At 64.5% G+C, this 15,393-nt stretch carries 11 protein-coding genes and 2 pseudogenes; 6 read left to right on the forward strand and 7 right to left on the reverse strand.

The features are described 5' to 3' along the window. Window positions 1–1,011 (reverse strand): annotated as a pseudogene (locus tag IC50_RS31315) (methyl-accepting chemotaxis protein); the annotation flags it as partial. A 248-nt stretch (window positions 1,012–1,259) separates the two neighbouring features. Here IC50_RS31315 and IC50_RS31325 point away from each other — a divergent pair. Both IC50_RS31325 and IC50_RS31330 read left to right on the forward strand, forming a co-directional pair. Beyond that, window positions 1,260–2,426: an FIST N-terminal domain-containing protein gene (locus IC50_RS31325; RefSeq protein WP_035714307.1), complete on the forward strand. Its 1,167-nt coding sequence runs from the start codon at window positions 1,260–1,262 to the stop codon at window positions 2,424–2,426. Next, entirely contained in the window at window positions 2,423–3,781 is a 1,359-nt protein-coding gene (locus IC50_RS31330; protein ID WP_035714311.1) for a hybrid sensor histidine kinase/response regulator, read from the forward strand. Before IC50_RS31325 ends, IC50_RS31330 begins: the two co-directional genes overlap by 4 nt. A 19-nt stretch (window positions 3,782–3,800) precedes the next feature. On the opposite strand, the gene IC50_RS31335 is transcribed toward IC50_RS31330, so the two are convergent. The 5 genes from IC50_RS31335 to IC50_RS31355 form a co-directional block, all read right to left on the reverse strand. Further along, complete coding sequence (locus IC50_RS31335) at window positions 3,801–4,490, reverse strand: response regulator (protein WP_035714315.1); 690 nt, start codon at window positions 4,488–4,490, stop codon at window positions 3,801–3,803. A gap of 97 nt (window positions 4,491–4,587) precedes the next feature. Further along, window positions 4,588–5,274, reverse strand: a complete 687-nt coding sequence (locus tag IC50_RS31340; protein ID WP_035714320.1) for a response regulator — start codon at window positions 5,272–5,274, stop codon at window positions 4,588–4,590. Between the two features lie 123 nt (window positions 5,275–5,397). After that, window positions 5,398–6,579 carry a c-type cytochrome gene (locus IC50_RS31345; RefSeq protein ID WP_035714322.1) on the reverse strand — a complete coding sequence of 394 codons (1,182 nt, stop codon included), beginning with the start codon at window positions 6,577–6,579 and terminating at the stop codon, window positions 5,398–5,400. 127 nt (window positions 6,580–6,706) lie between these two features. After that, a complete protein-coding gene (locus IC50_RS31350; RefSeq protein ID WP_063826482.1) occupies window positions 6,707–8,422 on the reverse strand; it encodes a PQQ-dependent methanol/ethanol family dehydrogenase in 1,716 nt (571 codons plus the stop codon). 260 nt (window positions 8,423–8,682) lie between these two features. After that, the gene (locus IC50_RS31355) at window positions 8,683–9,132 is read right to left on the reverse strand and encodes an SRPBCC family protein (protein ID WP_035714324.1); all 450 of its coding nucleotides are present in this window, start codon (window positions 9,130–9,132) and stop codon (window positions 8,683–8,685) included. Window positions 9,133–9,677: 545 nt separating this feature from the next. Between IC50_RS31355 and IC50_RS31360 the strand changes: the two genes are divergently transcribed. The 4 genes from IC50_RS31360 to IC50_RS31375 all read left to right on the forward strand — a co-directional run bounded on the left by IC50_RS31360 (window position 9,678) and on the right by IC50_RS31375 (window position 14,839). Next, on the forward strand, window positions 9,678–10,163 hold the full coding sequence (locus IC50_RS31360) for a (2Fe-2S)-binding protein (protein WP_035714326.1): 486 nt from the start codon (window positions 9,678–9,680) through the stop codon (window positions 10,161–10,163). Window positions 10,164–10,247: 84 nt separating this feature from the next. Continuing rightward, window positions 10,248–12,590 (forward strand): xanthine dehydrogenase family protein molybdopterin-binding subunit, encoded by a 2,343-nt coding sequence (locus IC50_RS31365; RefSeq protein ID WP_035714328.1) that lies wholly within the window; start codon window positions 10,248–10,250, stop codon window positions 12,588–12,590. A gap of 139 nt (window positions 12,591–12,729) precedes the next feature. Next, window positions 12,730–13,530 (forward strand): FAD binding domain-containing protein, encoded by an 801-nt coding sequence (locus IC50_RS31370; protein ID WP_035714332.1) that lies wholly within the window; start codon window positions 12,730–12,732, stop codon window positions 13,528–13,530. Window positions 13,531–13,729: 199 nt separating this feature from the next. Continuing rightward, window positions 13,730–14,839 (forward strand): CaiB/BaiF CoA transferase family protein, encoded by a 1,110-nt coding sequence (locus IC50_RS31375; RefSeq protein WP_035714337.1) that lies wholly within the window; start codon window positions 13,730–13,732, stop codon window positions 14,837–14,839. Window positions 14,840–15,032: 193 nt separating this feature from the next. On the opposite strand, the pseudogene IC50_RS31380 reads toward IC50_RS31375, so the two are convergent. Continuing rightward, window positions 15,033–15,393 (reverse strand): annotated as a pseudogene (locus tag IC50_RS31380) (4-hydroxyphenylpyruvate dioxygenase); the annotation flags it as partial.

Below are 15,393 nucleotides of genomic sequence, written 5' to 3' on the forward strand. Positions count from 1 at the left end.
CATCGCGATCATCGGCCGCGAGATGCCGGTGCCGAGCAGAAATGCGAGGACCGCACCTGACAGCGTGCCGCCGATGGCCAGCATCAGCACCAGTTGCTCGGTCTTTCCGATGGTCGCCTCCGACTCCGAATCCAGCCGCTGCTGTTCGGCGACGAGGTCCGCCTTCATGGCGGTCGCGCCTTGCAGGATCGCACCGGCCGAGCCGCTCATCTCGGTGACGAGATCATCGACCAGCTTGGCATTGGCGATCAGCTTCTCCAGCGCTTCGCGATAGGCGCCGAGCAGCGCCTTCGCATCCTTCAGGCCAGCGACGATCTTGTCGTCCATGGTGTAGACCGCGCCGAGCGAGTTCTCGACGAATTTCAGCCGTGCCAGTGCGCTGTTCGCGATCGTCTGGTCGGACGTCAGCACGAAATTGGTCGCGGCCGCACTCGCGGTCTGAAATTGGGCGTTGACCTGCTTGGTGCCGAACTCAATCGCCTGTGCTTCGGCGTCGGAAGCGCTGTTGCCGATATCGTCGAGCTTGTATTTCAAGAGGTTGGCGTTGCGCGTGAGCTGGTTCTGCACCAGCAGCGCGCTGTCACGCTTGGCCTGGAGAACCTTTGCGAAGGTCGCGGAGAAGTTGGAAAATTCCTTGGCGAGCTTGTTGAGACTCTCCTGCCGCGCCGGCTTCTTGGCGCTCTTGACGGCCTGGTCAACGGCGTTCTTCAGGCTGCCTTCAGCATCCAGCGCCGCCTTGGCGTCGTCTTCCTTGCCGGTGACGACGAAATATCTGACGGCCGAACGATAAGCGAGCAGCTCGCGGTCGATGTTGCGGGCGAGATCTGCCTCGGAAACGCTGCTGCGATACGACCCGACCCCGGAAGCGACCCGCTCGAAGCCGAAATAGGAGAAGGCCATGCTGCCGGCGGAGATCACCAGCACTGCCGCGAAACCGAGAACGATTTTTGCGCGGAACCTGAGGGCCGGAAATAGTGTGCGCTTAGACGACGACGCGATACGCCCGGACATTCCCACCCCCATTTGTATTCAGCCGCGATCCGGAGGCGCCCCGCCCCCTGACCTGGATGCGCAAAACTAAGGCACAATCGATAAAGGGCGGTAAATTGGTCCCAGCCGTCTCCGGCGCGGTCGGCTTCGGGCGGAACGCCCCGCGGGTCTCATCGCCGTGTTGCGACCAGACGAAAAAGGCCATATTCCTTGGATACTTGTCCAGGAATTCGGCACTAGACCGAGCGGTCCTCGGGGGGAGAAACGGAGTGAGGCAAACCGACTTTCGGTTTGGCGGTGCGTCCGGCGTTGCCGTCGCGAAGTCGAAGGCGGCGGGCGCGGAACAAGCTGTTGCCGAGCTCACCGCTCAGCTCCCGTCCGACGAGCTGTCGCTGATCCTGCTCTTTGTCTCCCCCAGCTACGATCCCCACCAATTCATCGCGGAGATCAGCCGGCGATTTGACGGGATTCCGGTCTGCGGTTGCACGACCGCCGGCGAACTGGCCCCCGACGGCTGGGATGAGAACAGCATCGTCGCTCTCGCCTTCAGCCGGGCCGACTTCTCGGCCGTGGTGCGCCCGATTCTCAATCTCGACAGTTTTCGCGTCGAGGACGGCCGCAGGATCGGCGCCGAAATCCGGCAGGAGCTGCTGCGGGTGTCCGCGCACGCCGAGCGCCGAAATCCGTTCGGCCTCGTGCTGATCGACGGCCTGTGCCGCCGCGAAGAGGCCGTGATGTCCGCCATCTATGCCTCGCTGGACGACATTCCGGTCGTCGGCGGGTCTGCCGGCGACGGATTGCGCTTCGAGAGGACCTGGGTGTTCCTCGACGGCAAGGCGCATACGAATGCCGCGCTCCTGATCCTCCTGAATACGTCGCTGCCGTTCCGGGTCTTCAAATGCGACAATTTCGAACCGCAGCCACAGCGGATGGTGGTTACCGAGGCCGACATCGAGAACCGGACCGTCAGGGAGCTGAATGCGGAGCCCGCGGCCCAGGAATATTCCCGCGTCGTCGGCATCATGGACGCCAAGCTCGACCCCTTCGCGTTCGCGGCGCATCCTGTGCTGGTCCGCGTCGGCGGCTCGTACTATGCGCGCTCGATTCAGCGTGTCGAACCGGATGGTTCCCTGCACTTCTTCTGCGCCATCGACGAAGGCATGGTGCTGACGGCGGCGACGTCGCGCAGCCTCGTCGGCACGACGCGCGAGGCCTTTGCGGAGACGCGCGACCAGATCGGCGAGGTCTCGCTCTATATCGGATTCGAATGCCTGCTGCGCCGGCTCGACGCCGAGCAGCACCAGCTTGCCCGCGACATGTCCGAGCTTTACCGCCAGAACCGCGTGGTCGGTTTTCATACCTACGGCGAGCAGTTCGGCTCGATGCATGTGAACCAGACCTTCACCGGCGTCGCCATCGGCAGGCGCCCGTCGTGACCGGGCTGTGGCAGGATCCCGCAACGGTCGAGCAGTTGCAGCGGGAAGCCGCGAAGCTGAAGAAGATCAATGCAGCGCTGATGTCCCGCGTCGAACGCTCGATGGACCAGCAGCTCAACGCCTTCTCGCTGTTCGAGACCGCCATCGCGCTCGACCGCCAGGTTCGAGACCGGACGCAACAATTGCGCGAGGCGCTGCATTCGATCGAACACGCCAATGAGGGGCTCTATCGCGCCAAGCAGCAGGCCGAGGCCGCAAGCTCGCTCAAATCATCCGTCTTGATCTCGGTCACCCACGACCTGCTGCAGCCGCTGAATGCGGCGCGCCTGACGCTCTCGGCGCTGACCGAGATGATGCAATCGCAGGACGCCGCCCTGCTGATCGATCAGGTCGACCGCTCGCTGGTGACGCTGGAGGATCTGCTGCGCTCGTTGCTGGAGATCGCAAAGCTCGACGCCGGCGCGCTCAAGCCCGATGTGCGTCCCATGGCGCTCGCGCCGCTGCTCGAGCAGCTCCGCAACGAATTCGCGCCGATCTCCGCGCGGCAAGGCCTGTGCTTGCGCATCCGCTCCTCGCCGCTCGCCGTGTCGTCGGACGCGATGATGCTCCGGCGCATCCTGCAGAATCTGCTCGCCAATGCCATCCGCTACACCCGCAGCGGCGGCGTCGTGATGGGATGCAGGCGCCGCAACAACCGCATCTGCGTTCAGGTTTCCGATACCGGACCGGGCATCGCGCAGGCCCAGCAGGAGGCGATCTTCCGCGAATTCCAGCGCGGTGAAGCCAGCGCAACCGACCAGGCCGGATTTGGTCTCGGTCTCTCCATCGTTCGCCGCTTCGCAACGGTGCTCGGGCACGAGGTGCGGCTGTCATCGCAACTTGGCAAGGGATCGACGTTCACCCTCGAGCTCGAGCCGGCCGACCTTGCCGAGGTCAGCGACGAGGCGCACGAGGCCAAGCTCGCCGAACGGCAATATGGCGGGCTCGAAGGTGCCAAGATCCTGCTGATCGAGAACGACCCATCGGGCTCCGAGGCCATGGCCGCGCTGCTGGAAGGATGGGGCTGCGACGTCGCGTCGACGCGATCGGCCGCGGACGCGCTGCTGCGCCTGCGCGAACTGGGCGGCGCGCCGGACGCGATCATCGCCGATCTTCATCTCGATCACGGCGAGAGCGGATTGTCGGCCATTGCCGACATCCGGCAGCAGACGAAGCTGGACGTGCCCGCGATGATCATCACCGCCGACTATTCCGAGAAGGCCGCCAAGCAGGCGAGCCTCTACGGACTCGAGGTGCTGAAGAAGCCGGTCAAGCCCGCCGAAATGCGCGCGCTGCTGTCGTTTCTGCTGACTTGAAGCGCTCGCAGCCTTTCTGCTACTCGGACTGCGCGCGATCGTGCTTCACCCTCATCCCTTCGCTCGCCAGCGTCGCAAAATCGATCTTCGACATTTCGACGATCGCCTTGGTGCGGCTCAGCACATTCAGCTTGCGCAGGATGTCGGAGACATGGACCTTCACGGTCGTCTCGGAAATCTTGAGCTCATAGGCGATCTGCTTGTTCTGCAGGCCGCGCTTGAGCATTTCGAGAACCCGCAATTGCTGCGGCGTCAAATCATGCAGCCGCCTCAACAGCTCGTGCGCGGGACCTGCGGCACGCTGCGGCCGGAGCGCACGATAGGCGTTGGGAACACAGACGAGGCCACGCAGCGCCTCGCCGATCGACTGCGCGAGCTCCTGCTTGGACGAGGATTTGAGGATGTAGCCGGACACGCCGAGCGACAAGGCGCCGGAGATGATGCGCGGATCCTGGTGCGCCGACACGATGACGACGGGCACCTTCGGAAAGGCCTTGCGGATGCGAACGATGCCCGACAGGCCGGTCGTGCCCGGCATCGACAGATCAAGAAGAAGGAGATCGAGCTCGGCTCCCGTGGCCAGCAGCTCGAGCGCGCCGTCGACCGATGTCGCCTGCAGGATCTCGGCCTCGGGCGCCACCATTTGCAGCGCGCCTTCGAGCGCCTCGCGAAACAACGGATGGTCTTCGACAATCAGAAATCGCGTCACGTGTCAGCCATTTCCAAATCGTTGCCGGGATCGAGCTTGAAGCGAGGATGTATCAACCGGCGCGAGCCGGCTTGATCGAGGTCAATGACAGCGCCGGTCATTGCGGCCTCCCGCGGTCGACCCTTGCATAGGGGCGGTTCCTGGGATCTGGCAGGTCCATCTTGCCGATCTCGATGATCGCCTTGTTGCGGCTGAACAGTCCGAGCTTGCGCAGGATCTCGGTGATGTGCGCCTTGACCGTGGATTCGGCGAGCTGCAGCTCCTGCGCGATTTGCCGGTTCGGATAGCCGTGCCGCAACAGGTCCAAAACCCTCAGCTGCTGCGGCGTGAGCTCGCGGAGCTTGACCTCGAGCGCCTTGCTGGTTTCGGCCTTTCGCCGCTGCGGCGTCGCCACAAAATCTCGCGGCACCGAGACCGAGCCGGAGAGCACGCCCTCGATCGACTGGGCCAGCTCGCGCTTCGACGTCGATTTCGGGAGATAGCCGGCCGCGCCGAGCGCCAGTGCTTCGCGGACCACGTGCTGATCCTCCTCGCTCGACACGATGGCGACCGGCAGGCGCGGATATGTTTCGCGCAAGCGGAGAAAGCCGGAGAAACCGGTCGCATCCGGCAGCGACAGATCGAGCAGCGCGAGGTCGACACCCTGCTCGGTCGTCAGGATGTGCAGAGCATCCTCGATCGACATCGCCTCGAGGATGCGGGCCTCGGGCAGGGCCAGCCGCACCGCGTTGCCCAGAGCTTCGCGGAACAGCGGATGATCGTCGATGATCAGGAAGCTGGCCATGGCGCCTTCCAAAGGATCCACCGCACGGGCGGCGGCAGCGCACCCATCCTGCGCCGGTCGGGCGTCGGAAAGATGCGGGATGGATGCTACCACACCTTCCCGATCCCGTCCGGTCAAGGCCGTTCAGTCATTCGATTCCACCTGGACGGTCAGCAGGAAGGAATAGATGCTGTCGAACTGCTCGTCGGTGAAGACCTCCTTCCAGGCCGGCATGCCCTTGGCGGGGCGTCCCTCGTGCACGGTCTTCCGGAACGTGTCGCGCATGTCGTCGCCGTAGCGGTGACGCAGGAGGCGCAGATCGATCTTCCGTTCGCTCTGGATTGCGTCGGGGCCGTGGCAATGCGCGCAGGTTCCGTTGAAGATCTCCTTGCCTGCGCCGACAGTCTCCGCATTCGGCGCAGCTGCATCGCCCTTGATCTCGGTTGCCACCACATTTGCGACCTGCGTCACGCGCGGCCCGGGACCGGCGCCAGTCGTGGTTCCCGCCGGCACGGCCTCAGCCGCGCCGAAGCGGACCGGCTGTCCGGCCGGCAAGCCGTATTTCACCGCGAGATCGGCGATCGTCCCCTGGAGCTGCGGCAGGATCGCGTCGACGCGATCGCGAAGCTCGGTCGAGCCCTTTGCGAAGCCGATCGCGGCATCCCATGACAGGCCTTCGCCTTCGGTGAGCCGGATTTGATAGCGATCATTGTAAGCGGTCATGTTCAACCAGCCGGCCACGGGCCCCCAGATGAAGGCGACGTCGGCCCTGCCCTGGTCGAGCGCCTGCATGGCCTCCTCAGGCGACAGCACGGTCACCTTCTGGATGTCGTCACGCGGCGCCAGGAGGTTTTGTGGCGTGCTGGCGTACTGGACGGCGACGCGCTTGCCCCTGAGGTCGTCCACGCCGCCGATCGCCTGATCTTTCGCGGCGACCAAGGCGTAGCCTTCCTTCGCGAAGGTGCTGGAGAAGATCACGGCGGGGCCCATGAAATCCTCGGAGCGCGGCAGGCCGATCATGGCGTCGCATTGCTTGCCCAGCAGCGTGACCCGCACGGTCCGCTTGCCGAAATAGGATTTGTACCAGTCGTAGGTGATCGGCTGGCCGAGCGCCTGCGCCAGCGCCCGGCCAATTTCGACATAGAAGCCCGGCCGCGACGGATCATCGCTCGAGAACGGCAGATTGGTCGGATCGGCGCAGAGACGGAACGGCTTGGTCTCGTCTGCGTGAGCGGTTGCGATCGTCGCAGACGCGGCGACACATGCGAGGAGCCCGGCAACGGCGCGATTTCGGCTCTTGCCGCTTCCTGGATTGATCGGACGCATCCTCATCTCCGAAGGTTTGGAATGGCTGGACCAGGGATTGCGGCACGGGATCTGGCCGACGCCGCAATCGCGCAATCTCGAAAGGCGCACGCGTATCCCGTCTCCTTCGGGATACGCGCGCCAGTCGTCACTGGACGGAGAACACGAAGAGCGAACCGCCCTCGGGGGCTGCGGCCGTCATCTTCTTCCCAACCTCGCCCAGGAACGCGGGCAATGCGGCCGTGCGGCCGACGACGATGGCGACGTATTGCTTGCCGTCGACACTGTAGGTCACCGGACCCGCGCCGATGCCGGAGCCGAGATTCCTGCTCCACAGCACCTTGCCGGACTTCGCATCGATGGCGCGGAAGTCGCCATGGATGTTGCCGGCGAACACGAGGCCGCCGCCGGTGGTCAGCGTACCGCCATTGAACGGCAGGTCTTCCTTGATCGACCACACCTTCTTCTGGGCGATGGGATCCCAGGCCACGAGCTCGCCGAGGAAGCCGCCGGGGCCTTCCTTGGTCGGGAATTCGGCGCCCAGATAGAACACGCCGCGCTTGTAGGCGACGTCGGAGACCGACCAGTCCATGCAGACATTGTTCGAGGGGATGTAGACGAGCCCGGTCTGCGGATTGAAGGACATCGGTTGCCAGTTCTTGCCGCCGATCAGGTTCGGGCAGATGTCCTTGGCGGGATGGCCCGGCCCCGGACGCTTGTCCGGGTCTTCGACCGCGCGCATGGTGCTGACGTCCCACTTCTTCGCCCAGTTGGAGAAGACGTATTTCTCCGCCGAGAGCACCTTGCCGGTCTCACGGTTGGCGACGAAGAAGTAGCCGTTGCGATCCGCCTTCATCAGTGCCGGCACGGTGCTGCCGCCGATCTTCAGATCCGCGAGCACGGCTTCGTTGACGCCGTCATAATCCCAGGCATCGGCCGGCGTGGTCTGGATGTGCCATTTGATCTTGCCGGTGTTGGGATCGAGCGCCAGCGTCGAGGCGGTGTAGAGGTTGGTCAGCTTGCCGAAATTGCCGTCGCCGGTCGAGCGAACGCCGGTGTTCCACGGACCGGGATTGCTGGTGCCCCAATAGACGGTGTCGCTCTTGGGATCGTAGGAGCCGACCAGCCAGGCCGCGCCGCCGCCATGCTGGGCGGAATCGCCTTTCCAGCTGTCGCCGCCGGGCTCGTCCGGGCTGGGAACGGTGAAGGTCTGCCACAGCTGCTTGCCGGTGTTGATGTCGAAGGCCTGGAGCGAGCCCCGCACGCCGTACTCGCCGCCGCCGAAGCCGGTGATGACCTTGTCGCGCACGACCAGCGGAGGCGACGTGATGACCGAGCCCTGCTTGTAGTCGACGACCTTCGTCGTCCACAGCGACTTGCCGGTCGCGGCATCGAGCGCCGTCAGCTTGCCGTCGAGACGGCCGACGAAGATCTTGCCATCCGCATAGGAGACGCCGCGATTGTTCACGTCGCAGCAGGCATATTGCAGCACGTCATCGGGAATCTCGGGCTCCCAGGTCCACTTGCGCGCGCCGGTCGCGGCATCGAGCGCGTAGACGTATTTCGGACCCCAGGAGCTCGACACGTACAGCGTGTTGCCGACGACGATCGGCGAGGACTCGTTCGAGCGCAGCGACGCCAGCGAGAACGAATAGGCGAGCGTCAGCTTGCCGGCGTTCTCGGTGTTGATCTGCTTGAGCGAGCTGTAGCGCGTATTGCCGTAGTCGTGGCCGGCAACGGCCCACTGGTTCTGGTCGGATTGCGCCTTGATCAGCGAGTCGTTGGCGCGAGCGCCTATTGTGCCGGCGGCCAGCATCGCAATCATCGAGATGCCAGCCAAGAATCCCTTCGTTCCAAAGGTCATGTATTCCCTCCGCGATGTTGTTGTGCACGCCACGTTGGGCGCCTGAGCGCGTTGCGCCCGTGATGCGCAGTTCGTCTGCGAGCCATCGTTCGAAATTACAGCATCGGCTTTTCGCGCTTAGTATAGGCGGAAGGTAGTAGTGCGGATCATTGGCGATCTTCGTCGCCCATCTCGTTGTCCGAGCTTGCGTCTTGCCCTTATCTTGCAGGTCGAAATGCGTCATCGAATTCAGGCGGCATCGCGTCGCAATCGCGCATCAGTCACGATGATGGCGCTACCACCGCCGCGAAGTTTTCGAAGAAGTTCGCGGCGAGTTTTCGCGACGTCGAATCGATCAGCCGCGAGCCGAGCTGCGCGAGCTTGCCGCCGATCTGCGCGTCGGCCTCGTAATGCAGGATGGTGACGCCAGGCGATTCTTCCTCCAGCCGGACCTTCGCCCCGCCCTTGGCAAAGCCTGCGACGCCGCCGGCGCCTTCGCCGACGATGCGGTAGCCGTTGGGCGCATCGATATCGGTCAGCGTCACCTTGCCGCCGAACGTCGCCTTCACCGGACCGACCTTCAGCACCACGGTGGCCGTCATCTCCGTCGGCGACGCCATCTCGAGCGATTGGCAGCCGGGAATGCAGCGCCTGAGAATGTCGGGATCGTTGAGCGCAGCCCACACCGTGGCTTTCGCTGCCGGGATACGCCGACTGTCGTTCATCTGCATCGCTTCCACCCTTTTGCCGTTGCTTGGTACGGCTCGACTAGGGTGGCGCGGGCCGGCGATCAATCGCCAGGAAGTACTAGGAGGGCGCGACCGACGCGGCTAGCTGGCATGCCCTCATGCGGGCCCAGCTTCGCTGCATCGCAATAAGAAAAATCAATGACTTAGATCTTCGTCACCTACTACCAAGATCGCGATTACAAAGGCGGGGGCGCGTGCTCCTATTCGCGCAACGGACAAGGCATTCAAGGGAGAAACGACGCGCGACCGGGCCGAGTACAGGGGCCGCAAGCACGACCAAGGCATGCGCTTCTCATGATGGCCGTCGAACATGCCGTCACGGATGCAGCCGCGAGCTTTTTCGCAAGCATCCTGCAAAGTCGCGCCACGCACTGGCGGCGGCGGGGAGCATCGTGGCCGAATCGCATATCTGCGACAGCCGCCACGATGACCTTTCGATGACGCGCGGTCACCAAAATCCCAGTTGCAAAGTTCCGTTCGCGCTGTCTCTAATTAGAATAACTACAAACATCTGGGAGGACTTCATCGTGTCTACAGTCAAACTGACGGTCAACGGCAAGGCCGTTGCTGTCGACGTCGAGGACCGCACGCTGCTAGTCCAGCTCCTGCGCGATCACCTCAATCTCACGGGGACCCATGTCGGCTGCGACACCAGCCAGTGCGGCGCCTGCGTCGTGCACATGGATGGCCGTGCGGTGAAATCCTGCACCATGCTGGCAGGGCAGGCCGATGGCGCCAGCATCACCACGATCGAGGGCATCGCCAAGGGTGACGAGCTGCACCCGATGCAGGCTGCCTTCCGCGACAATCACGGCCTTCAATGCGGCTATTGCACGCCGGGCATGATCATGTCCGCGATCGACATCGTGCAACGCCATGGTGGCCAGCTCGACGAGGCCACCGTCCGCCAGGAGCTCGAAGGCAATATCTGCCGTTGCACCGGCTACCACAACATCGTGAAGGCCGTGCTCGATGCGGCCGGACGCATGAAGGTCGCGCAGGCGGCCGAGTAGGGCGGCCGTCGCGAACAAGAAACCACCACTGCCGCTTTCGAGGGAAAGCGCGGGTCAACAAAATTCCGGTCGGGAGGACCAGACATGGGTGTTGAAGGCATCGGCGCGCGCGTCGTGCGCAAGGAAGACAAGCGTTTCATTACCGGCAAGGGCCGTTACGTCGACGACATCAAGCTGACGGGCATGTCCCATGCCTATTTCGTCCGCAGCCCGCACGCGCACGCCAAGGTGAAGGGGATCGACTCCTCCGCCGCGCTGAAGATGCCGGGCGTTGTCGCGGTGCTCACCGGAAAGCAGCTCGTCGACGACAAGGTCGGCAATCTCATCTGCGGCTGGGCCATCACCTCCAAGGACGGCAGCCCGATGAAGATGGGCGCATGGCCGGCGATGGCGCCGGAGACGGTGCGGTTCGTCGGCCAGGCCGTCGCCGTCGTGATTGCCGAGAGCAAGAATCTCGCGCGCGACGCCGCGGAGGCCGTCGTCGTCGACTACGAGGAGCTTCCTGCGGTTGCCGACATGCACGCGGCCATCAAGGCCGGCGCGCCACAGCTTCACCCCGAGGCCCCCGGCAACCAGGTCTATGACTGGGTGATCGGCGACGAGGGCGCCACCGATGCCGCCTTCGCCAAGGCCGCGAATGTGGTGAAGCTCGACGTCACCAACAACCGCCTCGCCCCGAATGCGATGGAGCCGCGCGCGGCGATCGCGGATTATGACGCCGCCGAGGAGCATTTCACGCTCTACACGACCTCGCAGAACCCGCACGTCGCCCGCCTCGTGCTGTCCGCGTTCTACAACATCGCGCCCGAGCACAAGCTGCGCGTGATCGCGCCCGACGTCGGCGGCGGCTTCGGCTCCAAGATCTTCATCTATCCCGAGGAGATGGTGGCGCTGTGGGCCTCGAAGAAAGTCGGCCGTCCCGTGAAATGGACCGGCGACCGCACCGAAGCCTTCCTCACCGACGCGCATGGCCGCGACCATGTGACCCATGCCGAGATGGCGTTCGACGCCAACAACAAGATCACCGGCCTGAAGGTGAAGACCTACGCCAATTTCGGCGCCTACATGTCGCTGTTCTCGTCCTCGGTGCCGACTTATCTCTACGCAACGCTGCTGTCGGGCCAGTACAACATCCCGGCGATCCATGCCGAGGTGATCGGCGTCTACACCAACACCACGCCGGTCGATGCCTATCGCGGCGCGGGCCGTCCCGAGGCGAGCTATCTCATCGAACGGTTGATGGAGACGGCGGCGCGGCAGCTCAAGGTCGATCCGGCCCAACTGCGCCGGACCAACTTCATCACCCAGTTCCCGCACCAGACGCCCGTCATCATGGCCTACGACACCGGCGACTTCAACGCCTCGCTCGATGCCGCGATGAAGGCGATCGACTATGCCGGCTTCCCGGCCCGCAAGGCCAAGGCGAAAGCCGACGGCAAGCTGCGCGGCCTCGGCGTGTCCTGCTACATCGAGGCCTGCGGCATCGCGCCGTCGAAGGCGGTCGGCAGCCTGGGCGCCGGCGTCGGCTTATGGGAATCGGCCGAGGTGCGCGTCAACCCGGTCGGCACCATCGAGATCCTCACCGGCTCGCACAGCCACGGCCAGGGGCACGAGACCACGTTCTGCCAGCTCGTCGCCGATCGCCTGGGCATTCCCATCAGCCAGGTCTCGATCGTCCATGGCGACACCGACAAGGTGCAGTTCGGCATGGGCACCTACGGCTCGCGCTCCGCGGCCGTCGGCCTCACCGCGATCCTGAAGGCCATGGAGAAGATGGAATCCAAGGCCAAGAAGATTGCGGCGCATGCGCTGGAAGCGTCGGAAGCCGACATCGTCATCGAGAACGGCGAGTTCAAGGTGACCGGCACCGACAAGGCGATCGCCCTGCCGATGGTCGCGCTCGCGGCCTATACCGCGCACAACCTGCCTGACGGCATGGAGCCAGGCCTGAAGGAGAGCGCCTTCTACGACCCGACCAACTTCACCTTCCCGGCCGGCGCCTATATCTGCGAGCTCGAGGTCGATCCCGGCACCGGCAAGACCTCCTTCGTCAACTTTGTCGCCGCGGACGATTTCGGCCGGCTGATCAACCCGATGATCGTCGAAGGACAGGTCCATGGCGGCCTTGTGCAGGGCATCGGGCAGGCGCTGCTCGAGCATGCGATCTACGATGCCAACGGCCAGCCGGTCACGGCCTCGTTCATGGATTACGCCATGCCGCGCGCCGACGATGTGCCGTCGTTCAACCTGTCCCACACCACGACGCTGTGCCCGGGCAATCCGCTGGGCATCAAGGGCTGCGGTGAGGCCGGCGCCATCGGCGCCTCTGCTGCCGTGATCAACGCGATCACGGATGCGATCGGCAAGAACAATCTGGAAATGCCCGCGACCCCCGACCGGGTGTGGCGCACGATCCACGCGGCTTGACCGCTCATCATCGTCATTCCGGGGCGACACGAAGCGTCGAACCCGGAATCTGGAGCCACGAATTCAACCTCGAGATTCCGGGTCTGCGCCATCAGGCGCATCCCGGAATGACAGAGAAAAGATTTCAGGAGCAACCAAGATGTACCAGACCACTTATCATCGCGCTTCCTCGGTCGACGAAGCCGTGAGCCTGTTCGGCAAGAGCAGCGAGGCGAAATTCCTGGCCGGCGGACAGACACTGCTGCCGGTCATGAAGCAGCGGCTTGCCGCCCCCTCCGACGTGATCGACCTTGCCAGGATCAAGGATCTGATCGGCGTCGAAGCTTCCGGCGACACACTGACCATCAAGGCCGCCACGCCGCATTATGATGTGGCGACCAGCGACACCGCGAAGAAGGCGATCCCTGCGCTCGCCTATCTGGCGTCCCTGATCGGCGACCCCGCCGTGCGCTACCGCGGCACGATCGGCGGCTCGATCGCCAACAACGATCCCGCCGCGGACTATCCGGCCGCCCTGCTCGCGCTCGGCGCCACCGTGAAGACCAACAAGCGGTCAATCCCGGCGGATGACTTCTTCAAGGGCCTGTTCACCACGGCGCTCGAAGACGGCGAGATCATCACCGCGGTGTCGTTCCCCGTGCCGGCGAAGGCAGGCTACGAAAAAATGCGGCACCCGGCCTCGCGCTTCGCGCTGACCGGCGTGTTCGTCGCGCAGACCAAATCGGGCGAGGTTCGAGTGGCCGCCACCGGCGCCTCGCAGAATGGCGTGATGCGGGTGCCTGCAATCGAAGCCGCGCTGAAGGCGAACTGGTCGCCGTCGGCGATCGACAGCGTCAGCATTCCGGCGAGCGGACTGCTCGCTGACATCCACGGCACGGCGGAGTATCGCGCCAACCTCGTCAAGGTGATGGCGCAGCGCGCCGTGGCTGCGGCGGGCTGATAGCGCCTCGACACAAATTTTCCGCGGCGCGCACTTCGGTGCGCGCCGTTTTATTTTGGCCATGCGTCATGAAAACCGCTTGCCTCGCTGACGGGAAGGCGAGAAAAGTTAATCGGCCGATTAACTCGCCCCACAGAAGAAATGTCAGCGACGATGGCCGGATCACCGGCGTCCGCCCGCGACCCGAGGAAACAACAACGTGCTCGACAAACCAGCCCCCACCTCGACCGTCCGCACCTCCGGCCCGCTCTCGGGCTTCCGCATCGTCGAGTTCGCCGGCATCGGGCCCGGCCCGTTCGCCTGCATGATGCTGGCCGACATGGGCGCCGATGTCGTCACGCTCGACCGCGTCGGCGCGAAGAAGAGCATGAAGTCGGTGGCGGGGCGCGGCCGCAAGGTGATCGAGCTCGACCTCAAGGACAAGGCGGCGATCGCGCAAGTGCTGGATCTGCTCGCGAGCGCGGACGCGCTGGTCGAGGGTTTCCGCCCCGGCGTGATGGAGCGGCTCGGGCTCGGGCCGGACGTGGTGCTCGCGCGCAATCCAAAACTCGTCTATGGCCGCATGACCGGCTGGGGCCAGGAAGGCCCGCTCGCGAATGCCGCCGGCCACGACATCAACTACATCTCGATCACCGGCGCGCTCGCAGCGATCGGCACGAAGGAAGCGCCGGTGCCACCGCTCAACCTGGTCGGCGACTTCGGCGGCGGTGCGCTCTATCTCGTCGTCGGCGTGCTCGCCGCGCTGCTGGAAGCACAGAAGTCGGGCAAGGGCCAGGTGGTGGACGCGGCGATGTGCGACGGCGCGGCCTCGCTGATGTCGTTCTTCTTCGACATGGCGACGATGGGGCGCTGGACCGAGCAGCGCAACCAGAACTTCCTCGACGGCGGCGCGCATTTCTACGGCGTCTACGAATGCGCCTGCGGGCACTTCGTCTCGATCGGCTCGATCGAGCCGCAATTCTACGCGCTGCTGCGCGAGCATGCGGGCCTGACGGATGCGGATTTCGACGCGCAGATGGATTCCAAGGCCTGGCCGGCGCTGAAGGAGAAGCTGAAGGCCGTGTTCAAGACCAAGACGCGCGAGGATTGGTGCAAGATCATGGAAGGCACCGACATCTGCTTCGCGCCGGTGCTGACGATGTCGGAAGCGACAAAGCATCCGCACATGGTCGCCCGCAACGTTTTCATCGAGCGTCACGGCGTGAAGCAGCCGGCGCCGGCGCCGCGGTTCTCGCGTACGCCGTCGGCAGCGCGCGAGCCGGAAGGTGCGGAGATCGGTGCGGTAACGAAGGCGTGGGCGGAGCGTTAGGCCCCTGCTCTTGCCACAACTTCCGCTGTCGTCCCGGCGAACGCCGGAATCCATAACCACAGGGAGTGGTTTGGCGAAGACTCGAAGTTCGGTACTCCCGCCTATCGCGATCGGCAGATCACGCGGCATGGGTCCCGGCGTTCGCCGGGACGACACCAGTGATGTGGATGTAACTCGCGTCTAACGCATGCGCCTAAGCCGCGTTGTCCACCTTCAACACCCCGCGCCGGATCTGATCCTCCTCGATCGACTCGAACAGGGCCTTGAAATTGCCCTCGCCAAAGCCGTCGTCGCCCTTGCGCTGGATGAACTCGAAGAAGATCGGGCCGATCGCGTTGGCCGAGAAGATCTGGAGCAGCACCTTGGTCTGGCCGCCGTGGACCACGCCCTCGCCGTCGATCAGGATGCCGTTCTTCCGGAGCCGTGCGACGTCCTCGCCATGCCTGGGCAGGCGCGCATCGATCCGCTCGAAATAGGTGTCGGGCGGCGACGGCATGAACGGCAGGCCGGCGCCGCGCAGATCTTCGATGGTGCGGTAGATGTCGCGGCAGCCG

Origin of the sequence: Bradyrhizobium genomosp. I (2014) (assembly GCF_000261685.1) — a bacterium.
GTDB lineage: Bacteria > Pseudomonadota > Alphaproteobacteria > Rhizobiales > Xanthobacteraceae > Bradyrhizobium.